This window comes from Glycomyces sambucus, from assembly GCF_900102815.1.
Taxonomy (GTDB): Bacteria; Actinomycetota; Actinomycetes; order Mycobacteriales; family Micromonosporaceae; genus Glycomyces; species Glycomyces sambucus.
The window spans coordinates 401,913-424,041 of the sequence record NZ_FNGF01000006.1; the positions used below are offsets into that span (position 1 = coordinate 401,913).

Sequence of the window (22,129 nt, forward strand, 5' to 3'; positions counted from 1 at the left end):
CGTCCCGCCTACTGCTTGATCCGACGGCCTGAGCGTATCTGTAGTCGCTGTCGTGTGTCTACCATGTTTTGGCTGGTAGTCCCGTATATGGATCTAGTTCCAGGGCTTGGAGAATGGTAGAATCGATGGGTCCAGGCCGTTCGATCGCGGCGAGACATCGCCATTGGTCGTTTTCTTTGTGCGTGTAGCCAGCGCGCGTTCTTGTGGTGTTCCCGAAGGTCTTCCCGTAAACGGGGCGGTTCGGGGTGCTCCGGAGTCAGATTATTCGCGTCGCTCGACGTTGCAGCGGAGTGGGTCTACCTTGGCGTTGACCTGCTGTTTTGCTGCGGTGGGGCGGTGAGCCCCGTGGGTGGTAGAGCGGTGCGTGTGCGGGTGACCGGGGCGCTTCGGGATGACGTTGATGTGCGGTTGATCGTGGAGAGTCTGATCGATGCCGTGCTGGAGTCGGAGCGGAGCGCCGAGGGGGAGCCCGGGGGCGCGGATGCAGGTCGGACCGAGTCATCAAGTCGGAAGGCCGATCGATCATGAGTCAGGACGTCAGGGCGAAGCGTGCCGTGCTCTATCTGCGGGTGTCCTCGCGGGGGCAGGTGGAGACAGATTACGACCCGGAGGGGAACTCGATTCCAGCGCAGCGGAAGGCGTGCCAGCTCCGGGCCGAAGAGCTGGGGATGGGGGTCGTGAGCGAGTACGTCGAGCCGGGGAAGTCGGGCATGACCGTGGATGGGCGGCCGAAGTTCCTGGAGATGATGGCGCGCATCCGGAACGAGAAGGATGTCGGGGCGATCATCGTGTACGCGCGGTCGCGGATGCACCGGGACTCGGCGGATGCGGCGCTCACGCGGCGGGAGTTGAAGAAGCTCGGGGTGCAGCTCATCTCGATCATGGACTACACCGAGGACAGTTACGTCGGTGATCTGGTGGCCGCGATCCTGGACGGAGTCAACGAGTACCAGTCGCGGGCGTCGGGCGCGGACGTTGCCTACAAGATGGGCGCGAAAGCTGCAAATGGAGGCACGCCGTTCCAAGCGCCGATTGGGTACCGGAACGCCGGAGCGACCGTCGAGGGGCGGCAGGTTCGGACCGTGGTCGTGGACGAGGAGCGGGCTCCTTTCATTCGGATGATGTTCGAGCTTTACGCGAGTGGGACTTATTCGCTCAAGGAGTTGCAGCGGACGGTGACCGATGCCGGGCTCAGGACGAGGCCGAGTAAGCGGTGCCCTGCCGGGCGGGAGATACCGATGTACACCGTCGGGACGATCCTTCAGAACCGCTACTACCTCGGGCGGGTCGCCTACAAGGGTGCGGAGCACCAGGGGCGGCATCAGCCGTTGGTGAGTCAGGAGCTGTTCGACCGCGTCCAAGAGGTGCTGCGGCACAAGAACGGCGGTATCCGGAAGCGGGTGTACGACCACCCGTTGAAGGGGGTGCTGTGGTGCGGGCGCTGCCAGACGAGGTTCTACCTGGACATGGTCACGAATGGAAGCGGGAACAAGTACGCCTACTTCGTTTGCAGCGGGCGGGCGAGCAAGACGTGCGGGAGCGAGCGGGTGCCCGTCGCCGTCATGGAGGCGGAGGTTCGGGAGCACTACAGCAGGCTTCGGATTCCAGCAGGTGTTGCGAGCGAGCTTCGATCGCAACTTGAACTGGCGTTTCGGGAGCGCCAGCGCCTTGATGTGGAGGTTCGGGAGCAGCTTTCCGCTGAGCGGGTCCGCCTGGAGCGGCAGCAGGATCAGCTTCTCGACCTCGTCGGCGGAGCAGATTGGCCGCAGGCGCGGTTGAACGAGAAGGTTCGGGAGCTTCGGGACCAGGTCGCGCGAGTAGCCGAGCGCCTTGAGCGGGTCGGGCACACCGGGATGGAAGCGGCCGGACGCGCAGTCGCGATGCTGCTTGAGCTACTCGAAGATCCACGGCGTTTCTTGGAGGTGCTGCCTGAAGCCCAGCACCGGGCCGTTCATCTCGGGTTCTTCGGGCGGCTTTACGTCACCGTCGAGGACGGGGAACGCGAGCCGAAGGTGGTCGGTAACCAGGTCGCGGAGCTGCTCGAACCGCTGATATCCGCTGCGCGGGGAACGGGTGCGGGCAAAACAAAAGGCCCGCATGGCGGGCCTGGTTGTTTTGATAGTGCAAATGTGGCTGGGGTACCTGGACTCGAACCAAGAACAACTGAACCAGAATCAGCCGTGTTGCCAATTACACCATACCCCAATGGTGTCGCCGCGCCTCGAAGCTGCAGGCGCCGACGGGATGTAACTGTACCGGACGCGTTCGCGCCCCTCCAAACGGGTTCCTGTGACGGGGACGACTCGGTTGAAAGGGCGCGGGAGGCGCGGCGGGTCAGGGGGTCGTGGCGGGGGCCGGGTCGAGGCGGCCGCGGAGGACGAGGAGGGCCAGGGCGGCGAAGACCGCGAGGATGAGCAGGTCGGCGACGTGGGCGATCCATTCGGTGCGGGTGATGCGCGAGAGCGGGAAGCACACGGCGGAGCAGAGGAGCCCGGTCCAGACCGGCCAGGGCGCGAGGCGGGACCAGGCGAGGGCGATGGCGAGGGCCGCGAGGCTGAGCGGGTAGGCCGGGCCGGGGAGCCAGAGGACGAGGTTGGCGGCGGCGGGGTGGGCGGCCGCGGCGTCGAGGGAGGCGGTCTTGGAGACGTCGAAGAGTCCTTCGAAGACGCCCTGGAGGCTGAAGGCGACGCCGCCGAGGAAGCCGAGGAGGGCGATGACCAGGCCGGTCGCGCCGACCCAGGGCTTCCAGGCGGTGAGGCGGTCCCAGAGATAAAGGGTGCCGTAGACGCCGGCGACGGTGGCGTAGAGGCCGATGACGCTGGCGGTGAGGCCGTGGCGGGTGTCCTCCCAGAAGAAGGTGGCGACGGCGGTGAGGAGCGGCCCGAGCAGGAGCGAGGCGGCGCGGAGGGTGTTATTCATGTAGAGAGACTACATGTAGTTCATCTACATATCAAGACCGTCTACCTATGGCGGCGTACGCTGGACCCATGGACGCGGACGGCATTCACGGGCAGCTCGACACGTTGATCCTCGCTACCCTCAAACGCGGTGAGGCGCATGGATACGCGATCATCACGGCCCTCAAGGAGCTCAGCGGCGACCGGCTCGACCTGCCCAGCGGCACGGTCTACCCCGCGCTGCGGCGGTTGGAGCGGGCCGGGAGCATCAGCGGGACCTGGACCGTGGGCGAAGGCCGGCGCCGCCGGGTCTACGCCCTCACCGAGGACGGCCTCAAGGCGCTGGAGAAGGGCCTCGGCGACTGGCGGTCGCTGCGCGAGGTGATGGGCGCGGTCCTGGGGACGTGAGCGACTACCTCGACGCGGTGGCCGCCCCGCTCAAGGGCCCGCGGCGGCTCCGCGAGGACATGCTCGCCGAGATCGGCGACGGCTTCGAGGACGCCGTGGCCGAGCGGATCGGCGCGGGCCAGAGCCCCCGCGAGGCGGCCCGGGACGCCGCGGCCGAGTTCGGCGAGCCGCGCCTCGTCGCCGCCGAGGTCCAGCGCGAGCTCGTCGCGGCGCAGGCGAAGCGCACCGCGTGGACTCTCGTGACCGCACTGCCGGCCATGACGATCATGTGGGACCTCTTCAGCGGCGACGGCGAGGTGAGCCTCGCGATCACCCTGCTCGCCAGGCTCACCGACACCGCGACGGCCGCCGCCTTCGTCACCGGTGCACTGGTCCTCACCGGGCACCTGCACCGCCGCGCCGCGGGCCTGTGCGGCGTCCTCGGCATCACGCAGGTGACGGTGGCCCTCGCGTGCTCCGCGGTCATCAGCGCCATCGGCGAGGGCGGCGGCCCGGTCGCCCCCTGGGCGGCGCTGCTGGGCGCCTCGGCCGTCGGGTCGGTCGTCGTCGTGGCGTCCTCGGCGCGCGCACTCGCGGTCGCCCGCACCCGGATCGCGTAGAAACCCGCCTCATCGGGACAACCGCGCGGGACCCGGCCGCGTATTGAGCGTGCCGGGCCGAGCCTGCATCCACCCGTGAAGGCGAGGCCGGGCCCCTACCCGTCATCTGAAAGAGGCCCAGTGAAGACCGAGGAGCAGCAGCAAGAGGCCGAGTTCCGTTCCTTCGCGACCGCCCAGCGCGACAGCCTGCGGCGGTACGCCTACCTGCTGTGCGGGGACTGGTACGAGGCCGACGACATCGTGCAGAAGGCGTTGACGAAGATGTTCGCCGCGTGGAAGCGCGTCGAACCGGGGGGCGCGCCCGCGTACGTGCGGCGCATCGTCACCAACGTGTACTTCTCGCACCGCCGCCTGTCGTGGGTGCGCCGCGAGCGCGCCAGCGACGAGCTGCCGGTGCGCCGCCTCGACCGCCCGCAGGAGGCGGTCGACCAGCGGCTCGAACTCATCGCCGCGCTGGACCGGCTGCCGCCGAGACAGCGGGCCACGCTCGTTCTGCGGTTCTGGGAGCAACTGTCCGTTGACGAGACCGCCGCCGCCATGGGGTGCTCGACGGGGACCGTGAAGAGCCAGTGCGCCAAGGGCATCGCCAAGATGCGCGACCTCCTCACCGACACCGTCGTCCCGGCCCGGGCGTAGCGGAAGAAAGCGAAACGACCATGAGACTGCAAGACGACGACCCCGGAGCGGCGTTCCGGGCCCTGCCCGACCTGACGCCCCCGCCCGCGGCGTTCGACCTCGACGCGATCGTGCGCGACGGCTACAAGGCCCGCCGCCGCCACCGCGCGGTCCTCACCGGCGCCTCCGCGACCAGCGTGGCGGCCATCGCCGCCGTGCTCGCCTTCTCCGCGGGGCTCCTCCCCGTCGGCCCGGACGGCGACGACGTGTCGGGCCCGCCGGCCGGCGAGAGCGGCGAGCACGAAGGCGGCCCCGATCCGGCGCTGTCGGGCTACCCCTGGCCCGGGTACGACGGCTTCGGCGACGAGGCGGTGGCCGAGCAGCTCACCGAGGCGGGACGGGAGGCGTTCGGCAACCTGCTCATCGCGACCGGCCTGGTCGCGGCGGACGACTTCCGCTCGACCACGAACGAGCCGACCGAGGAGGAGATCCAGCTCTACGCCGACGAACTGGGGCTCACCTTCGAGGAGGCCGAGGCCGAGCTGACCTATGAGGAGGGCGACGGCCTGTTCGTCTTCTCCGGCAACACCACTCCCGGGAACTACGGCCAGGTCCAGCTCTACGGCTACCGCGCCTGGGTGCTCGGGTCGGAGGACCCCGAGTCCGGGTCCTGGACCCAGCACCTGCTCACCGTCGAGACCCTGCTGCCGGGCGGCTGGACCGCCGAGCCGGGTCCGACCTCCGAGCAGTTCTTCCCGCAGCACCTGATCGACGACGACGTGGCGGACTTCGCGACGACCGACCTCGACGACGGCCGGGTCCTGTACACGGCCGACGACCAGTGCGAGCTCGCGGTCGCCGTGGTCTACCCGAACGGCTCGGCGCTGCGCGCGACCTGGGACAAGGGCTGCGCCGAGGGCGGGGTGACGACGGAGGTCGACCCGGCGGTGCTGGAGGCCGCGGCACTGGCGATGCCCGAGATCGACTACTCGACCGAAGGTCTGAGCGAGATCGACGAGGTCCTGGAGGTGCCGACCGGCTGGCTCGAGTCGGACCGCTCCTGGGAGGAGTGGGCCGATGACGGCGCGCAGGCCACCGGTGAGGCGGTCGAGGCGAGGCTCGCCGAGCTGCTGCCGGGGTCGACGCTCGGGGAGCCCTCGGCGAGCCTCGCCGATCCCTGGGCGTTCGCCGACCCGGACACGGTGCGGAAGCACCAGTACTCGATGCACGCGTCGGTGCCGTTCACGACGACGATCGACACGACCGTCGACGACGCGTCGGCCGACCTGGTGTACACCCTGCCCGGCGGCTGGCTGCCGGGCTTCAACGAGCCCGGTCAGGAAGGTCCGTTCCTCGCGGACTGCAGAGCGGACTTCACGTGCACCGAGCGCGAGATCGACGGCCGCACGGCGTACATCGCGGAGCGGCGCGAGACGATCTCGGCGGACGGGGACTCCGGCGACGGGCCCTGGTTCGAGGGCGAGTACGAGGTCACGGTGGTCGACCCCGACGGCTGGGCCGTGTCGGCCTGGGTGCAGTTCGGGAACGAGGACTTCGAGCTGTCCTCGGACGAGCTGGCCGAGGTCCTGGCGCAGCTCCCGGCCCCGGTGTACGACGAGGACCTGGAGCCGGTCCTCGGGGACTGACGACCGGATTCCCCTGGGCGGCAGGCGGGCCCGGCTCGAACGAGCCGGGCCCTCATCGCGTCCCGCCCCCGGGACGGTGGTCCGTTTCGGTCAGGTGGCCGGGAGGCCGGTGGTCAGTTCAGGACCTGCCAGTCCCGGGACCCCAGGTACTCCGGGCGCGGCTTCTCGGCCGCGAACGGCTCGACCAGGGAGTTCTCGATCGAGTTGAACACGATGAACAGGTTCGAGCGCGGGAACGGCGTGATGTTCCCGTTCGAGCCGTGCATGCAGTTCGAGTCGAACCACACCGCCGACCCCGCGGGGCCGGTGAACTGGTGGATGCCGTGCTTGTCGGCGAGGAGCCGCAGCGACGCGTGGTCGGGCGTGCCGGCCTCCTGCCGCACCAGCGACGACTTGTGGTTGTCCGCGGGGGTCTCCCCCAGGCACGACACGAACGTCTGGTGCGAGCCCGGCATGATCATCAGCGAGCCGTTGAAGTGGTAGTTCTCGGTCATCGCGAGCGACAGGCTGACCGCCCGCATCCGCGGCATGCCGTCCTCGGCGTGCCACGTCTCGAAGTCCGAGTGCCACTCGAAGGGCGCGCCGCCGAAGCCGGGCTTGTAGTTGATCCGGCTCTGGTGGACGTACACCTCCGAGCCGAGGATCTGGCGGGCGACCCCGGCGATGCGGTCGTCGCGGAGCATGGCCGCGAAGAACGGCGAGATCTTGTGGACGTCGAAGACCGAGCGGACCTCGTCGGTGGTCCGCTCGCGCACGACCCGCTCGTCCCCGATGAGGGCCGGGTCGTGCAGGAGCTGCTCGATCTCGCTCTGGGCGGCGGCCAGCTCGGCCGGGGTGAGCAGCTGCTCCACGGGGGTGAAGCCGTTCGCCTGGTGGGCGTCGAGGTGCGGCTGGGCGAGCGGCCCGTCGGCGGGCCGGCCCCAGACGGCGGGGTCCTCGGTGCGGTAGATGAGCCGCGGTTCGTCGAACCTGCGGGTCGGGTAGAGGTCGGTGGGCGACATGGTCGTTCGTTCCTCTCTGCGCCGTGCGGCGCGGTCCGCTATTCGGTGATGAGGGGGTAGACGCCGTCGGCGTCGTGGACCTCCCGGCCGGTGACGGGCGGGTTGAACACGCAGATCACGCGCAGGTCCTCCTCGACGTCGAGGACGTGCCGCTCGTGGCCGTTGAGGACGTACATGGTCCCGGGGGCGAGCGCGTGGACCTCGCCTCTCTCGAGGTCGCGGAGCTTGCCGGACCCCTCGATGACGTAGACGGCCTCGACGTGGTTGGCGTAGTGCATGGTCGTGGAGGTCCCGGCGAACAGGACGGTGTCGTGGAGCGAGAACCCGGTGCCGTCCTTCGCGAGCAGGAGCCGGCGCGAGCGCCAGGTCCCGGCGGCCCGGTCCCGGTCGCCGCCTTCGACGTCGGCGTCGGTGCCGAGGAGGTCTTCGAGTCGTCTGACGATCATGCGGACTCCTTCGCTTCGGCTTCCTTGGCGACCTGGGCTTCCCTTGAGACCCGTGCATCCTTGGCGGCCTGGGCTTCCTTAGCGGCCTCGGCTTCCTTGGCCACCACGGCGACCGCCTCGCGGGCGATGCCGATGCCCTCTTCGAAGTCGTCCCTGGTGGTGGTCAGGGGCGGCAGCAGCTTGACGACCTCGTCCTCGGCGCCGGAGGTCTCCATGAGCAGGCCGTTCGCGAACGCCTCGGCGCACACCTGGCCGGCGTGCTCGGGGTCGGCGAAGACGAGGCCACGGGCGAGTCCCCTGCCGCGCGTGGAGATCCCGAGCTCGGGATGGGACTCGGCGATGCCCTTGAGCTCGCCGTCGAGCCAGTCGGCGCGGTCATCGACGGCGGCGGTGAGGTCGTCGTCGCGCCAGAACGTCTCCAGGGCCGCCTGCGCGGTCACGAACGCGGGGGCGAACCCGCGGAACGTGCCGTTGTGCTCGCCGGGCTCCCACACGTCCAGGTGCGGTCTCATGAGGGTCAGGGCGAACGGGAGTCCCATGCCCGACAGGGACTTCGAGAGCGTGACGATGTCCGGGGTGATCCCGGCGCGCTCGAAGGAGAAGAACGGTCCGGTGCGCCCGCAGCCCATCTGGATGTCGTCGACGATGAACAGCAGCTCGTGCTCGCGGCAGACCTGCTCCAGGCCGCGCAGCCACGCCTCGGAGGCGACGTTGACGCCGCCTTCGCCCTGCACGGTCTCCACGATCACCGCGGCGGGCCGGTCGAGCCCGGAGCCGGGGTCTTCGAGGAGGCTGCGCAGCCACAGGAAGTCGGGCGTGCGGCCGTCCATGTAGTTGTCGTAGGGCATGGTCGCGGCGTTGTTGAGCGGGACGCCGGCGCCGCCGCGCTTCATGGAGTTCCCGGTGACCGCGAGGGCCCCGAGGGTCATGCCGTGGAACCCGTTCGTGAAGGACACGACGGTCTCGCGGCCGGTGTACTTGCGCGCCAGCTTGAGCGCGGCCTCAACGGCGTTGTTCCCGGCGGGGCCGGGGAACTGGACCTTGTAGTCGAGGTTCCGGGGCGCGAGCACGAGGTCGCGGAAGGACTCCAGGAAGGACCGCTTCGCTGCGGAGTAGGTGTCGAGGGTGTGGACGACGTTGTCCTCGGCGAGGTAGGCCAGCAGGGCCTCTTTCATCGCGGGGTGGTTGTGCCCGTAGTTGAGCGACCCCGCGCCGGCGAAGAAGTCGATGTAGGACCTTCCCCGCTCGTCGGTGATGCGGCTGCCCTTGGCGGTGGTGAACACCGCGGGCCAGTTGCGGCAGTAGGAGCGGACTTCTGATTCGACCTGTTCGAAAACCTGCATGAGTCTCTCTGGGTCGGCCTGATCGGCTGCACCCCGCTTCCCGTCCGGTCTCGGACGGGCGCGTACCCGGGTCGGCGCTTCGTGAGTGGGCCCGGGTAGGGCGGGCTCAGCTCCGGACGCGGCCCTCGGCGCCGCGGGGGTCCGACGGGCGAGCAAGCGGCCCGCCGGCCTCCCCGACCGGCCGCGTGAGCGGGCCGATGCGCTGCAGCACTTCGGGTTCGTGTCCGGAGCCGAGCTCGTGCTCGGAGAACAGCACGTCGCGCGTCAGGTCCGAGCCGCTTCGCTTGGCGAAGGACTCGAACAGGTGCATCGACGCTTTGTTGCCGGGGGTCACGGTCGCTTCGACGAAGCGGACCCCTTCGGCGCGCACGGTCTCGGCCAGGTGGCCGAGCATGCGCGATGCCAGTCCGCGGCGGCGGTGGTCCGGGCCCACGGCCACCTGCCACACGAAGAGCGTGTCGGGTGCGGCCGGGCGCCGGTAACCGGTGATGAAGCCCGCCAGGCGGCCGCCCGCGCGAGCGACGACGCTGGTGTCCGCGAAGTCGCGGCACCACAGCAGGTACGCGTACCCGCTGTTGACGTCGAGGCCCCCCGATTCGCGGGCGAGCCGTTCCATGGGGGCGCCGTCCCCGGGGCCGGGCGGACCCAGCTCCAGGGGCGGCATGCCCGGATCGAGCGGCTCCTGGGCGGAGCCGCTCGATCCTCTGACCTGGGTGCCGGCCCCTGCCGGGCCGTGGGCACCTGTGTCACCGGTTGGCATGGGGACGACCGTAACAAAGTTCGCCCCGATTGTTAAGGCAAACCGAACGATATTGTGAAGTTTTCCGCAAAGGTCAGTAGTCGACGGGCTCCTCGCCGTCGTGTCCTTGCGCGTCAAGGCGTTCCAGGCCCGCGCGTTCGCCGATCGCCTTGCGCAGCGCCAGTTCGGGGTCGACTCCCGCGGCCCGCGCGGCGCCGACCGCCGCGAGCAGGAAGTCGCCGACCCGGTCGGGCTCCAGCTTCATCCCGTCGGGGAGCTCGGGCAGGTCCAGGGGCTCGCCCTGGTCGCTGAACCGCTCGATGACCTTGGCGGCCAGCGCGAGCGAGGGGAGCCGCCGGGAGACGCCGTCGGCCGGGTGGTCGCGGTGCGGCTTCTCGGCGGCCTTCGCCTCGTTCCAGTTCTCGTACAGGTCCTCGGGGTCGGCGTCGCCCCACACGTGCGGGTGGCGGCGGACGATCTTCTCCACGAGGTCGCCGGCGACGTCGTCGATGTCGAAGTCCTCGGCGAGCGAGGCGTGCAGGAGCGGCTGGAACAGCAGGTCGCCGAGCTCTTCGCGCAGCTCGTCGGGGTCGCCCCCGGCGATGGCGTCGAGGACCTCGTAGGACTCCTCCAGCAGGTACGGGGCCAGGGTCCCGTGGGTCTGCCCGCGGTGCCACGGGCAGCCGTCCTCGGCGTGGAGGCGGGCGACGGCCTCGACGAGGTCGAGGAGGCGCGCACCGGGCGGGTCCCAGGAGCCGTAGACGACCTCCAGCTCGATCTCGCCGCCGGCGACGTACTCGGCGAGGGCTTCGCGCAGCTCCTCGTCGCCTGCTTCGCCGACGACCCACACACCGCCCTCCTCCAGGAACTGGGCGGCGTCCTCGACGATGTCGACGTCGATGCCGGCGTCGCGGATCGCCTCGACGGCGGGGGTCTCGTCGAACGCGGCCACCGCCTCGGCCTCGTGCAGGGCGTCCCACGCCTCGACCGAGAGGAGGCCGGCGGGGATGCGAGGGGAGGTCAGGAGCCAGGTGACGGTGCTCAACGCTGCGGGACCTCGACGGGGAAGACCGAGGGGAGCGGGCTGAGGTCGAAGTCGCCGTAGCGGGGGTTCACGGAGATGTCGTACTCCTCGATGTACCCGGCGAGGTCGTCGGTGAAGCCGGCGAGGAGCTCGAAGTCGGCCTGGGTGTAGGCGGCGACGTTCGCGTCGGTGGCGGCGGCCTCGGCGGCGGCGGCCGTCTCGGACTCGGTGAGCGGGCGGGGCTCGGACCGCTCGACGAGCTGCTGGAAGTAGTCCTCGGCCTGGACCGCGATGGCCTCGAGCCCGTCGGCGCCGGCGCTGGAGACCGGGGTGAGGTCGAGGGCCTCGCCGAGCTCGGAGTAGAGCACGTAGACGACGACCTGCTCGCGGTCGCCGGAGTAGTCGTGGATGCCCAGGTCCTCGCCCTGGTCGGCGCGGAAGTCGGCGATCGTGGCGACGTACCCGTCGATCGTGGTCTCGGGCACCCGCTCGTCGCCGACGAACAGGGCCGCGCCCTGCTGACTCCCGCAGGCCCCCAGCGCGAGGAGCGCGACCGAGGCCGCACCCGCCAGTCTCAGTGTGCGCACAGCACTTCCCTTCACAGCGGGGCTCTGCTTCGCACAGCCCTTCGAGGTGGAGCCGTCCCGATCGACAGCCCCTGTGACCTTAGCCTCACGCCAGAAGCCCCGACAATCCGACCGCCTTGGAACGGAACGCCCTTCGAGTCCGGTCACCAGCGCTCCACGAGGGGCGGGTCGTGGGGGGTGGTCTGCCATTGGGCGGTGAGGCGGTGGAGGCGGGCGGGGGCGGCGGTGGCGATGGCCTTGGCGATCTTGTCGCCGCGGAGGTCGAGGACGATGGTGCCGACGACGTGGTCGTCGACGGTGGCGACGAGGGCCGGGGCGTCGTTGACGACCGCGGCGTGGAGGGCGGGGGCGCCGCCGGCGAGGCGGCGCTTGGCGTCGGTGGGCTTGAAGCCGGCGCGCAGGACGCGGGCCATCTGCTCGGGTCCGGTGTAGCGCATCAGGGTCGCCATGAGGCCGGCCCCGTCGGAGAGGCCGGTGGCGTCGTCGGTGAGGAGGGCGACGAGGGCTTCGGTGCGGCCGGAGGAGGCGGCGGCGACGAACGCCTCGACGATCTTGAGCGCGGCGGCGCGGTCGACCTCGGTGCGGCTCTCGGCGCGCACGTGGCGCCGGGCCCGGAGGGCGTGCTGCTGCGAGGCGGACTCGGTGATGTCGAGGATCTGCGCGATCTCCTTGTGGGAGTGGGAGAACGCTTCGCGCAGGACGTACACGGCGCGCTCGGTGGGCGTGAGGCGTTCGAGCAGGAGGAGCACCGCCACGGTGACGGACTCGCGCTGCTCGACCGTGTCGAGCGGGCCGAGCATCGGGTCGCCTTCGAGGAGCGGTTCGGGGAGCCAGTCGCCGACGGTGCGCTCGCGGCGGGCCGTCGCGGAGCGGAGCCGGTCGAGCGCGAGGTTGGTCGCGACCTTGGTGAGCCACGCCTCGGGGACCTCGATGCGGTCGGTGTCGGCCGCCTGCCAGCGCAGGAACGCGTCCTGGACGACGTCCTCGGCGTCGGCGGCGGAACCGAGCAGGCGGTACGCCAAGGAGGCCAGCCGGTCGCGGCTGGCCTCGAAGCGCTCCAGTGTGGCGGCGTCCATGCGGCCAGTGTAGGAGGACGTGCGCTAGTAGGCGGCGTTCGCGGCGGCGACCGCCTCGCGGCGTTCCCGTGCGATGCGGCGCTTGCGGACGGGGAGTCCGTAGGTCGGGTGGACGACCCCGTGCACGGCGGTCTTGAGGATGAGGTCCTTGAGACCGGCGGCGACGCGGCCGCGGACCGACCAGGACGTGGTGCGGGACCCCAGGTGGAGCGCCTGGAACACCGCGTCCTTGCGGCCGAGGCTGATGTGGTTGCCGTAGTAGGCGAGCGAGGTCCGGCCGATGCCGGCGCCGGTGAGGTCGCCCATGATCGCGCTGGTCGCCTGCATCGCCGTGAACCCGGCGGAGGCGCACGACATCGGCAGCGGCTCGCCGTCTTCGGCGAGGGTGAACGCGGCGTCGCCCGCGGCGTAGACGCCGGGGTGGGAGACCGAGCGCATCTGGCGGTCGACGAGGATCTGCCCGGCCCCGTTGACGTCGAGTCCGCTGGCGGCGGCGATGGGGTGGGCCGCGAAGCCGGCGGCCCACACGACGGTGGCGGCGTCGAAGGCGCGGCCGTCGGCGGCGAGCGCGCCCGCGGCGGTGACCTCGGTGATCTCGGTGTCCTCGTGGACGGCGATGCCAAGCCGGTCGAACGCGCGCAGGAGGTGGCCGCGGGCCTTGGGTCCGAGCCAGCCGCCGAGTTCCCCGGTGGTCGCGAGCGCGACGCGCAGGCCGGGGTGGGATTCGGCGATCTCGGTCACGGCCTCGATGCCGGTGAGGTTGCCGCCGACGACGAGGACGGCGCCGTGCGCGCGGTCGAGGCGTTCGCGGAGGCGCAGGGCCGCGGGGCGTCCGGCGACGTGGAAGGCGTGCTCGCGGACGCCGGGGATGCCGTGGTCGGCGACGGTGCTGCCGAGGGCGTACAGGAGCGTGTCGTGCTCCAGGACGGCCCCGTCGTCGAGGGTCGCAGTGCGCGCGGCGGCGTCGACCGCGGTGACGGCGGCGTGCCGGAATCGGACGCCGGTGCGCGTGAAGACGGCCGCGAGGTCGCGGCGGCGCAGGTCCGTTCCGGCGGCGACCTGGTGGAGGCGGAACCGTTCGACGAAGTCGGCCTCGGCGTTGACGACGGTGATCGCGACGTCGTCGCGGTGGAGGCGGCGGGCGAGCGTTCCGGCGGCCCAGGTCCCGGCGAACCCGGCGCCGAGGACGGTGATGCGGTGCTGCATGGTCTCACTCCTGTCTGGCTTGCTGGACTCTGAACGGGGCAGGGTCCGGATCCATGACAGGGCGCGCGTGTGCGGTCGGTCTCAGTCGGCGGTGACAGTGGGCGGCGCCGGCGGGCGGCGCTTCGGGAGGTGCTCCGGCCGAACGGTCGGCGGCACGGCACCGAGGTCGGCGGTGCAGGGGGCCGCTCAGTCGGCGCTGTCCTCGTCGCCGGCGGGGACCCGGCGGCGGCCGCCGCGGCTGACGTAGCGGCGCCGGTCCTCCTGGTCCATCTCGTACCGGGCGTACCAGGGGGCCCAGCCGCCCTGCGCGAACCACTGGCGGCCGCTGCGGGAGGCGAGCCCGCCGACGACGCACAGGCCCATGACGATCCAGATCGGCGCGATGACCAGGGCCGTGACGTCGCCGTAGGTCCGCGAGACGCCGATGATGCCGATGAGGGTGTTCCCGACCGCGAAGAGGATCGCGAACGCGCGCGTGCCGCGGCGCCCGCGGCCGAGCTGGAACACGATGATCGCGTACGGCACCGTCAGGACCGCGATGAGCGGCAGCACGATCGCGATCGGGAAGGTGGTGCCGACCGGCAGGGCCGCTTCGAGTTCGGCGACGCCGGGCACGTCGTGGGACTGGTCCTCGACCCACCCGAGGAGGCGCGGGCCGAGCCCGAGACTGACGCTGACCAGCATGAAGTACTGGAACACCATCATCACCTGGGCGAGGTCGACGGAGTGCGGCTTGTCGTAGAGGGGTGCGGGACCGGGAGAGTCGAAGCTGTTCACGGGCGCTCCAAACACTGGGTACTTCCAGGGTACGTCCGCAAAGCCCCTGGTGGGTCCCCTTATTCGCCCTCTTTGGGCGGCCGCACCCGGGCCCAGCGCCACACCGGTGGCGAGACGAGCAAGCCGAGGCAGGTGAGGTCCAGGACGCCCGCGAGCTTCTCCAGCGGCGGGGCCGCGAGCCACGAGTCGAACTCGGCGAGGAGGACCATCGCGGGGACCCCGGTGGTCACCACCGCGAGGAACCACGCCCATGCGCGCCGGTGCCAGATCGCGAAGGCGTACAGCAGGAGCAGCGAGGCGCCGACGGCGAGCACGGTGAGGAACGCGGGGCTGGTGTAGCCCATCCGCTCGCACGCGGTGTCGTGCGGCCCGCACGCGAAGTACTCCGGGATCAGCACCGCCATGAAGTCGATCCAGCTGAGCACCAGCAGGACCATGAGCAGTCTGACCGTGAACGGCCGCTTGTCGTTCGCTGTGCCCATGCGGTCATTCTCCGCCACCGGCGGCGGCGCCGCGCAAGGGGCGGAAGAACTCCCGCAGGTCCTGCACGAGGAGGTCCGGGGCTTCCATGGCCGCGAAGTGGCCGCCGCGGTCGAACTCGGACCAGTGGACGATGCGGTGCCGGCGTTCCATGAGCGACCGGATCGCGGGGTCGGTCGGGAACACCGCCACGCCGGTCGGCACGTCCGAGTACGGGGCCGCGGGCTCGTCGCGCACGGCCCGGTACTGGTGCGCCGAGGTCGCGCCGGTCCCGGTGAGCCAGTAGAGGGTCACGTTGGTGAGGAGCTGGTCGACGTCCACGGCGTGCTCGGGGAGGCGCGCGGCCGGGTCGGTCCAGTCGTGGAACTTGTCGGCGATCCATGCGAGCTGGCCGACGGGTGAGTCGTTGAGCGCGTAGGCGATCGTCTGGGGCTTCGTGGACTGGAGGTCGGCGTAGCCGGTGCCGTGGCGGACCAGGTCACGGACGGATTCGAGCCGGTCGCGATCCTCGGGGGTGAGGTCCGCGAGGCCGGGGTCGCCGGGCGGCGGGAGTTCGAGGCCGCCGTTGACGTGGACGCCGACGACCCGGTCCGGGGCGAGGCGCCCCAGCGCCGGGGAGACCTTCGAGCCGGTGTCGCCGCCGTGCGCGCCGAACCGGTCGTACCCGAGGCGGTCCATGAGCGCGAGCCAGGCGGCGGCGATCTTGGCGTGGTCCCAGTCGGGCGCCGACAGCGGCGTGGAGAACGCGAACCCCGGCAGGGACGGGGCGACGACGTGGAACGCGTCGGCGGGGTCCCCGCCGTGGGCGCGCGGGTCGGCGAGCGGGCCGAGGACCTTCATGAACTCGACCACGGAACCGGGCCAGCCGTGCGTGACGACGAGCGGCAGCGCGTCCGGTTCGGGCGAGCGCACGTGCAGGAAGTGGACCCGTTGGCCCTCGATCTCGGTGAGCCCCTGCGGGAACGCGTTCAGCGCCGCCTCGTGGACGCGCCAGTCGTAGTCGTGGAGCCAGTGGTCGGCGAGGCGGCGCAGGTACAGGACCGGGACGCCGCTCGCCCAGCCCGGCTCGGGGCTGGCGGCGGGCCAGCGCGCGAGGCGCAGCCGGTCGTGCAGGTCGTCGACGGCGCCCTGCGGGACGTCGATGCGGAATTCGGCGATCGGTGCTCCCATCCGCCCCATGCAATCAGACCGGGCGGGGATCGTCCACTCGATCGGGGAACGGGATCGGGGCGGATCGAGGGGGCGGGATCGGAGCAGGCGAAGGAGGCGGGGCCGGGGCGTGATGACGGGCGGATCAGAGCGGCGCGGTGGGAATGGATCGGCGGGCGGATCGGCACGCGGATCGGAGCGGCGCGGCCGGGGCCGGGGCGGCGGGCGGATCGGAGAAGCGTGCGCGTGAAGGCTTAGGACCGGGTCCGAGGACTTGACGCGTCTGCGGACGCGAGGACACTGAAGGTGACGGAACGGGAGGTCGCGATGGGGTTCACGGGATACCGGGTGGTCGTCACCGGCGCCGGGCGCGGGTTCGGGCGGGCGCTGGCGATCGCGCTGGGGCGCGAGGGCGCCGAGGTCTTCGTGTCGGCGCGGAGCTTCGCGGCGGCTGAGGGCACGGCCCAGGAGGTCCGGCACGTCGGCGGGCGGGCGCACGCGTTCGAGTGCGACCTCGCCGATCCGGAGTCGGTGCGCGGGTTCGCCGACGCGCTGGCCGAGACGACGCGGGCGGTGGACGTCCTGGTGAACAACGGCGCCCCGTACCTCGACGGCGGCTTCACCGAACCCGACGACGACCGGATCGCCGAGACGATCGCGGCGGGCGCCGCGGGCACGGTGCTCGTGACGAAGGCGGTGCTGCCGCTGCTGCTGCGCAGTCCCCGGCCTGACATCGTGACGATGGTGTCCGGCTGCGGCGAGTACGGGAACCACCGCTCGGAGGCGCACGAGGCGTTCTACGCGGCGAAGGCCGCCCAGGCCGGGTTTACCGAGGTGCTGTCGAAGCGGCTGCGGCCGCAAGGGGTCCGCGTGATCTCCCTCTACCCGCCCGACTTCGACAACCCCGACCCCCTCGGCCCCGACTGGAACGCGCCCACCCGCGGCGGCGACGCGCTCAACGCCCGGTCCCTGGTCGACTGCGTCCGCTTCGCGATCAGCCAGCCCCGCGACTGCTTCATCAAGTCCTTCTACTTCGAACAGGCTTGAGCGGCAAGGGGGCCAAACGCTTCGAAGGCGCGGCGCGGACACGCTGCCGCGCGACCCGGCCGCCGAGCCGATTGACGAGCCTGCGGAGCAGGCGAGGCGGCCGGCAGCGCGGCCAGGCGAGCGGGTCGCCCTACCCACCCTCTTGGGTGGGTATGTATACCGACCACCCTCTCCGCCGGGTCCGACAATCCAGCCGCTCGCCCGACACGATCGGGTGAGTGAGCTGCGCCGCACCGACGGGCGACTTCCTGGAGGTCCCTGCAGCTGTCGCTGCCGGGCCTCCGGGAAGCCGCTCAATCCTCGTCAGGCGCGGCGGGCGACCCAGCCGCAGCGGGTGCCGCCTTCGGGACGATGTCGGCGATGAGGTCGGCGCACCACTGGAGCAGCGCCAGGCCCTCGACGGGCTTGCCGCCGACCCGCGAGGTCGTCGGCCGCGGGACGCTGATCAAACCGGCCGGGGCCTTGTAGTGCGCGTCGGGGTAGTGCCGGCCGAGCCGGAGCTGCTTGGAGTCGGGGAGGTCCACTGTGGAGAACCGGAGGTTCTTGCCCTGCAGGGCGATGTCCGTCAACCCGTGCGCCCGCGCCAGGAGCCGGAACCGCGCCAGGTGGAACAGGGTGAGCACCTGCTCGGGCGAGGGCCCGTACCGGTCCTCCATCTCTTCGCGCACCTCGTCGAGTTCGGCCTCGTCGTGGACCTCGGAGATCTTGCGGTACATCTCCAGGCGCAGCCGCTCGACCTCGATGTAGTCGAACGGGATGTTCGCGTCCAGGGGCAGCTCGACCTTGACCGGGGGCGGGGGCTCGTCGCCGCCGCCCTTGAACGACGTCACGGCCTCGCCGACCATCCGCAGGTACAGGTCGAACCCGACGTCGGCGATGTGCCCGGACTGCTCCGCCCCGAGCAGGTTGCCGGCGCCGCGGATCTCCAGGTCCTTCATCGCCACGTACATGCCCGCGCCGAGCTCGGAGTGCTGCGCGATCGTCGCGAGCCGCTCGTGCGCGGTCTCCGAGAGCGGCTGCTCCGGCGGGTACAGGAAGTACGCGTACGCGCGCTCGCGCGAGCGCCCGACCCGGCCGCGGATCTGGTGGAGCTGCGAGAGGCCGAGCAGGTCGGCGCGCTCGACGATGAGGGTGTTCGCGTTGGGGATGTCGATGCCGGACTCGATGATCGTGGTCGAGACGAGCACGTCGTACTCGCCCTCCCAGAAGCCCTGCATGATCTGCTCGAGCTGCGTCTCGCTCATCTTCCCGTGGGCGACCGCGACGCGGGCCTCGGGGATGAGCTCGCGCAGGCGCGTCGCGGCCCGGTCGATCGACTCGACCCGGTTGTGGAGGTAGAACGCCTGCCCGTCGCGCAGCAGCTCCCGCCGGATCGCCGCGGCGACCTGCTTGGCCTCCCACGCGCCCACGTACGTGAGCACCGGGTGCCGCTCCTCGGGCGGCGTGGAGATCTGCGACATCTCGCGGATGCCGGTCACGGCCATCTCCAGGGTGCGCGGGATCGGCGTGGCGGACATGGTGAGGACGTCGACGGCGGTGCGGAGCGCCTTCAGCTTCTCCTTGTGCTCCACGCCGAACCGCTGCTCCTCGTCGACGATGATGAGCCCGAGGTCCTTGAACCGCGTCTCGGCCTGGAGGAGCCGGTGTGTGCCGACGAGGATGTCGACCTCGCCCGCGGCGATGCCGCGCTGGATCTCGGCGGCCTCGCGCGCGGACTGGAACCGCGAGAGCTGCTTGATCTTCACCGGGAACTGGCCCATGCGCTCGACGAACGTCCCGTAGTGCTGGCTCGCGAGGAGCGTGGTCGGCACGAGCACCGCGACCTGCTTGCCGTCCTGGACGGCCTTGAACGCGGCCCGGACGGCGACCTCGGTCTTGCCGTAGCCGACGTCGCCCATGACGAGGCGGTCCATGGGGACCCGCGCCTCCATGTCGGCCTTCGTGTCGATGATCGCCGACATCTGGTCGGGGGTCTCGATGTACGGGAACGCGTCCTCCAGCTCGCGCTGCCACGGCGTGTCGGGGCTGAACGCGTGCCCGGCGGCGGCCTGGCGGGCCGCGTACAGCTGGATCAGCTCGGCCGCGATCTCGCGGACGGCCTTGCGCGCGCGCCGCTTCGTCTTCTGCCAGTCGGTGCCGCCGAGCTTGTGGACGGTGGGCTGCTCGCCGCCGACGTACCTGGTGAGCTGGTCGAGCGCGTCGGTCGGCATGAACAGGACGTCGGCGCCCTGGCCGCGCTTGGACGGCGCGTACTCGATGACGAGGTACTCGCGGTCGGCCCCGGCGATGGTGCGGCGCACCATCTCCACGTACTTCCCGACGCCGTGCGCGTCGTGGACGACGTAGTCGCCGGGCGAGAGTTCGAGCGGGTTGACGACGCCGCGGCGCTTGGTGGCCTTGCCCTTGCGGGGCCGCTGGCTCGCGAGGGCCTTGCCGCCGGCGATGTCGGCGGCGGTGACCGCGACGACCTTCTCGTCGGCGAAGCCGAGCGCGAGCGTGCCGACGCACGCGACGACCTCGCCGCCGCGGAACGCCGCGGGCGCGGGCTCCAGGTGCGCGCCGATCCCCTCGGACCGCAGCTGCTCGGCGGCGCGCTCGGCGCCGCCGAGGGCCGGGTAGACGACCGCGACCGCGCGGCCCTCGCGCGTCCAGCGCGTCAGGTCCTCCACGAGCTGGGCCGTGTTCCCGTGGTACCGCGGGGTCTCGGTGACGCCGAGGTCGACGGTGAGCGCGTCGTCGTGCACCGGGCCGGAGCTCAGCGGCTCGCCGGTGATCGCGGCGAGCTCGGCGGCCAGCGCGTCCTCTTCGGGGGCGGCGGCGAACGGCGAGATCGTCCACCAGCGCTGGCCCGCCGCGAGCGCGGTGGTGCGGGCTTCGGCGAGGTCGTGGAACGTGCCGGCGCCGAGGTCGACGGGGGCCTGCGCGCCGGCCGCGGCGGCGGCCCAGGACGCTTCGAGGAACTCGTTCGAGGTGGCGACGAGGTCGAGCGCGCGGGTGCGGATGCGCTCGGGCTCGATGGCGACGACGAGGGCGCTGCGGGGCAGGACCTCCTGGAAGAGCTGGAGGCTGCCGGGGCCGGCGAGCGCGGGCAGGAGCGACTCCATGCCCTCGACGGGGATGCCCTGGGCGAGTTTGGCGCACATCTCGGCCAGGCCGGGGAAGTCGTCGCCGAGGGCGGCGGCGCGTTCGCGGACCTCGTCGGTGAGCAGCAGCTCCCGGCAGGCGACGGCGCGCAACTCGGCGGGCTCGTCGCCGGCGGCGGCGTCGAGGGACCGCTGGTCGGCGACGGAGAACTCGCGGATGGTGTCGACCTCGTCCCCGAAGAACTCCAGACGCAGCGGGTGCTGCGCGGTGGGCGGGAACACGTCGAGGATGCCGCCGCGGACGGCGAACTCGCCGCGCTTCTCGACGAGGTCGACGCGCTCGTACGCGAGGTCGACGAGGTGCGCGGCGAGGTCGGTCAGGTCGGTCTCGTCGCCGCGGCGCAGGTGCACGGGTTCGCGTTCGCCGAGGCCCTTGAGCTGGGGCTGGAGGGCGCCGCGGACGGGTGTGACGATGACGCGCGGCACGTCGCCGGCGTGGATGCGGTGCAGGAGGTCCAGGCGCGCGCCGACGGTGTCGGAGCGCGGCGAGAGCCGCTCGTGCGGCAGGGTCTCCCACGCGGGGTAGTAGGCGATCTCGTCCTCGGCGATGAACGACGCGAGTGATTCGGCGAGCTCTTCGGCTTCGCGCGAGGTCGCGGTGATCGCGAGGACGGGCCCGGCGGCGTGCCGGGCGGCCTGGGCGAGGGCGAGCGGCCGGGCGCCGGGGACGGCGACGACGTCGACCGGGCGGTCGGACCCGGCCGCGAGCTCGGCCAGGCGGGCGAGCCTGGGCGCGCTCGCGGCGGCGTCGAGCAGGCTTTCGAGCTTCGGCTGCGGCTTGCCTTCGGACATTCGCGGGCTCCCTGAGCGGCTTCTGGAGACTGCCCTGGAGGGCACGACTGATGGCCGGAGACAGCCCTGACGGGGGGCTGTTCCGGCGACCGGTCGAGTCTACCTCGCCGCGGCCCGGGGGCCGCCCGCGAATGTTCGCCCGGGGCGGCGCTAGTTCGAGGCGCCCTGTCCGCCCTGGTCGAACAGCAGGGCCTGGATCTCCGGCACGTTGTAGAACATGCCGATGACGACGAGGACGGTGAGGATCGGCAGGAGGATGCGGTTCTCCTCCTTGCCGCCCGCGCGCAGGGCGATCTTGTTCGGGAGGCCGATGTCCCGCCAGCGGCGGCCCTGGATCGGGATCGGGAAGAACAGCGGCGAGCCCATCTTCGTGATCATGTCGCCGAGGATGTGGATGAAGCAGCCGATCCCCATGGCGAGGCCGAGGATCCAGTAGTCGCGGCCCTCCGGGAGCAGCCGGTACATGCCGTACGCGGCGGCGAGGGAGACGCCGGTGACGACGATCCAGCCCTTCTTCTCGACGGTCTCCGCGAGGAGGCCGCGGACCGCGAGCCCGGTGAGCACGAACAGGATCGCGATGACCGCGGGCTTCCCGAACTGGGCGGCGAGGAAGCCGGTGCCGGTGCCGATGAGCGCGGCGTGGACCGCGGTGTGCGTGAACAGGCGGTGCCCGTTGTTGCGCTTCTTGTCCTTCTTGGACTTGGTGAGCAGGTAGAACCAGTAGCAGAGGCGTTCGACGACCTCGGCCACCATGAGGGACGCGACGCCGAACGAGCGGGCCACAGTGGACCCGCCCTTGTTCTCGGTCACGCGTCCGGCGCAGTCGATGTCGGGGTACAGGGCGGCGCCGGAGCAGACGATCGTGCCGACGACGAGTTCGGCGGACGTCTGGTCGATGCCGAATGCGAGGTCGGCGACGGCCGAGCCCGCCAACCACAGCGCGGCACCGGACATGGCGTGGGTCGGACCCATGACCATAGCGGGGACTCCTTCAGGGCAATGTCAGAGCAGTCGGGAGGATGAGGATGGCGCCACTATCCCACACCCGCACCACCTCCGCGGTCCCAGGAGCGACAAAGGTGCAGCCCCGCAACATCTTTCGCGTATCGGTCTCATCACGACCGGAGACCTGCGCTTTCACTCGCGCTATGGTC

The 22,129-nt window shown here is 71.3% G+C and carries 19 protein-coding genes, 1 tRNA gene and 1 pseudogene; 6 read left to right on the forward strand and 15 right to left on the reverse strand.

The genetic code is table 11. From position 1 onward, the window contains the following. Positions 1-524: 524 nt before the first annotated feature. Positions 525-1,574 (forward strand): annotated as a pseudogene (locus tag BLS99_RS27810) (recombinase family protein); the annotation flags it as partial. A gap of 556 nt (positions 1,575-2,130) precedes the next feature. Here the strand turns inward: BLS99_RS27810 and BLS99_RS19675 are convergent. Together BLS99_RS19675 and BLS99_RS19680 are read right to left on the reverse strand one after the other, a co-directional pair. After that, positions 2,131-2,205 (reverse strand) — tRNA-Gln (locus BLS99_RS19675). Between the two features lie 129 nt (positions 2,206-2,334). Next, the gene (locus BLS99_RS19680) at positions 2,335-2,919 is read right to left on the reverse strand and encodes a hypothetical protein (RefSeq protein ID WP_091053406.1); all 585 of its coding nucleotides are present in this window, start codon (positions 2,917-2,919) and stop codon (positions 2,335-2,337) included. A 68-nt stretch (positions 2,920-2,987) separates the two neighbouring features. On the opposite strand from BLS99_RS19680, the gene BLS99_RS19685 reads away from it, so the two are divergent. The 4 genes from BLS99_RS19685 (at position 2,988) to BLS99_RS19700 (ending at position 6,165) form a co-directional block, all read left to right on the forward strand. Further along, positions 2,988-3,305, forward strand: coding sequence for a PadR family transcriptional regulator (locus BLS99_RS19685; RefSeq protein ID WP_091053407.1), 318 nt, complete (start codon positions 2,988-2,990; stop codon positions 3,303-3,305). Continuing rightward, positions 3,302-3,904: a permease prefix domain 1-containing protein gene (locus BLS99_RS19690; protein ID WP_091053408.1), complete on the forward strand. Its 603-nt coding sequence runs from the start codon at positions 3,302-3,304 to the stop codon at positions 3,902-3,904. The genes BLS99_RS19685 and BLS99_RS19690 overlap by 4 nt, the downstream gene beginning before the upstream one ends. 120 nt (positions 3,905-4,024) lie before the next feature. After that, entirely contained in the window at positions 4,025-4,540 is a 516-nt protein-coding gene (locus tag BLS99_RS19695; RefSeq protein WP_176953447.1) for a SigE family RNA polymerase sigma factor, read from the forward strand. A 20-nt stretch (positions 4,541-4,560) separates the two neighbouring features. After that, positions 4,561-6,165 carry a hypothetical protein gene (locus BLS99_RS19700; protein ID WP_091053410.1) on the forward strand — a complete coding sequence of 535 codons (1,605 nt, stop codon included), beginning with the start codon at positions 4,561-4,563 and terminating at the stop codon, positions 6,163-6,165. 113 nt (positions 6,166-6,278) lie between these two features. Here BLS99_RS19700 and thpD read toward each other — a convergent pair whose 3' ends face one another. The 11 genes from thpD to BLS99_RS19755 all read right to left on the reverse strand — a co-directional run bounded on the left by thpD (position 6,279) and on the right by BLS99_RS19755 (position 16,014). Further along, positions 6,279-7,166: an ectoine hydroxylase gene (thpD, locus tag BLS99_RS19705; RefSeq protein WP_091053411.1), complete on the reverse strand. Its 888-nt coding sequence runs from the start codon at positions 7,164-7,166 to the stop codon at positions 6,279-6,281. 38 nt (positions 7,167-7,204) lie between these two features. Then, on the reverse strand, positions 7,205-7,612 hold the full coding sequence (locus BLS99_RS19710) for an ectoine synthase (RefSeq protein WP_091053412.1): 408 nt from the start codon (positions 7,610-7,612) through the stop codon (positions 7,205-7,207). Next, positions 7,609-8,955, reverse strand: coding sequence for a diaminobutyrate--2-oxoglutarate transaminase (gene ectB / locus BLS99_RS19715; RefSeq protein WP_091053413.1), 1,347 nt, complete (start codon positions 8,953-8,955; stop codon positions 7,609-7,611). Before ectB ends, BLS99_RS19710 begins: the two co-directional genes overlap by 4 nt. 106 nt (positions 8,956-9,061) lie before the next feature. After that, a complete protein-coding gene (ectA, locus tag BLS99_RS19720) occupies positions 9,062-9,715 on the reverse strand; it encodes a diaminobutyrate acetyltransferase (protein WP_218126732.1) in 654 nt (217 codons plus the stop codon). A 73-nt stretch (positions 9,716-9,788) separates the two neighbouring features. After that, positions 9,789-10,739 (reverse strand): nucleoside triphosphate pyrophosphohydrolase, encoded by a 951-nt coding sequence (locus tag BLS99_RS19725; RefSeq protein ID WP_091053415.1) that lies wholly within the window; start codon positions 10,737-10,739, stop codon positions 9,789-9,791. Continuing rightward, the gene (locus BLS99_RS19730) at positions 10,736-11,305 is read right to left on the reverse strand and encodes a hypothetical protein (protein ID WP_091053416.1); all 570 of its coding nucleotides are present in this window, start codon (positions 11,303-11,305) and stop codon (positions 10,736-10,738) included. Before BLS99_RS19730 ends, BLS99_RS19725 begins: the two co-directional genes overlap by 4 nt. Positions 11,306-11,448: 143 nt before the next feature. Beyond that, on the reverse strand, positions 11,449-12,381 hold the full coding sequence (locus BLS99_RS19735; RefSeq protein ID WP_091053417.1) for a sigma-70 family RNA polymerase sigma factor: 933 nt from the start codon (positions 12,379-12,381) through the stop codon (positions 11,449-11,451). Between the two features lie 24 nt (positions 12,382-12,405). Further along, a complete protein-coding gene (locus BLS99_RS19740; RefSeq protein ID WP_091053418.1) occupies positions 12,406-13,587 on the reverse strand; it encodes an NAD(P)/FAD-dependent oxidoreductase in 1,182 nt (393 codons plus the stop codon). A gap of 186 nt (positions 13,588-13,773) precedes the next feature. Beyond that, positions 13,774-14,364, reverse strand: a complete 591-nt coding sequence (locus tag BLS99_RS19745) for a hypothetical protein (RefSeq protein ID WP_091053419.1) — start codon at positions 14,362-14,364, stop codon at positions 13,774-13,776. A 59-nt stretch (positions 14,365-14,423) separates the two neighbouring features. Beyond that, a complete protein-coding gene (locus BLS99_RS19750; protein ID WP_091053420.1) occupies positions 14,424-14,846 on the reverse strand; it encodes a hypothetical protein in 423 nt (140 codons plus the stop codon). A gap of 4 nt (positions 14,847-14,850) precedes the next feature. Beyond that, positions 14,851-16,014: an epoxide hydrolase family protein gene (locus tag BLS99_RS19755; protein ID WP_091053551.1), complete on the reverse strand. Its 1,164-nt coding sequence runs from the start codon at positions 16,012-16,014 to the stop codon at positions 14,851-14,853. A gap of 306 nt (positions 16,015-16,320) precedes the next feature. Between BLS99_RS19755 and BLS99_RS19760 the strand changes: the two genes are divergently transcribed. Further along, a complete protein-coding gene (locus tag BLS99_RS19760) occupies positions 16,321-17,040 on the forward strand; it encodes an SDR family oxidoreductase (protein WP_091053421.1) in 720 nt (239 codons plus the stop codon). Between the two features lie 293 nt (positions 17,041-17,333). On the opposite strand, the gene mfd is transcribed toward BLS99_RS19760, so the two are convergent. Then, the gene (gene mfd / locus BLS99_RS19765; RefSeq protein WP_091053422.1) at positions 17,334-20,975 is read right to left on the reverse strand and encodes a transcription-repair coupling factor; all 3,642 of its coding nucleotides are present in this window, start codon (positions 20,973-20,975) and stop codon (positions 17,334-17,336) included. A 150-nt stretch (positions 20,976-21,125) separates the two neighbouring features. Continuing rightward, positions 21,126-21,953 (reverse strand): metal-dependent hydrolase, encoded by an 828-nt coding sequence (locus tag BLS99_RS19770; RefSeq protein WP_091053423.1) that lies wholly within the window; start codon positions 21,951-21,953, stop codon positions 21,126-21,128. Positions 21,954-22,129: the final 176 nt, after the last annotated feature.

Coding starts and splice junctions, on each gene's coding strand:
- BLS99_RS19685 (WP_091053407.1), top strand. CDS start 2,988: ATGGACGCGGACGGCATTCACGGGCAGCTCGACACGTTGATCCTCGCT.
- BLS99_RS19735 (WP_091053417.1), bottom strand. CDS start 12,381: ATGGACGCCGCCACACTGGAGCGCTTCGAGGCCAGCCGCGACCGGCTG.
- BLS99_RS19750 (WP_091053420.1), bottom strand. CDS start 14,846: ATGGGCACAGCGAACGACAAGCGGCCGTTCACGGTCAGACTGCTCATG.
- BLS99_RS19760 (WP_091053421.1), top strand. CDS start 16,321: ATGGGGTTCACGGGATACCGGGTGGTCGTCACCGGCGCCGGGCGCGGG.
- BLS99_RS19755 (WP_091053551.1), bottom strand. CDS start 16,014: ATGGGAGCACCGATCGCCGAATTCCGCATCGACGTCCCGCAGGGCGCC.
- BLS99_RS19770 (WP_091053423.1), bottom strand. CDS start 21,953: ATGGTCATGGGTCCGACCCACGCCATGTCCGGTGCCGCGCTGTGGTTG.
- ectB (WP_091053413.1), bottom strand. CDS start 8,955: ATGCAGGTTTTCGAACAGGTCGAATCAGAAGTCCGCTCCTACTGCCGC.
- BLS99_RS19680 (WP_091053406.1), bottom strand. CDS start 2,919: ATGAATAACACCCTCCGCGCCGCCTCGCTCCTGCTCGGGCCGCTCCTC.
- BLS99_RS19700 (WP_091053410.1), top strand. CDS start 4,561: ATGAGACTGCAAGACGACGACCCCGGAGCGGCGTTCCGGGCCCTGCCC.
- ectA (WP_218126732.1), bottom strand. CDS start 9,715: ATGCCAACCGGTGACACAGGTGCCCACGGCCCGGCAGGGGCCGGCACC.
- mfd (WP_091053422.1), bottom strand. CDS start 20,975: ATGTCCGAAGGCAAGCCGCAGCCGAAGCTCGAAAGCCTGCTCGACGCC.
- BLS99_RS19710 (WP_091053412.1), bottom strand. CDS start 7,612: ATGATCGTCAGACGACTCGAAGACCTCCTCGGCACCGACGCCGACGTC.
- thpD (WP_091053411.1), bottom strand. CDS start 7,166: ATGTCGCCCACCGACCTCTACCCGACCCGCAGGTTCGACGAACCGCGG.
- BLS99_RS19740 (WP_091053418.1), bottom strand. CDS start 13,587: ATGCAGCACCGCATCACCGTCCTCGGCGCCGGGTTCGCCGGGACCTGG.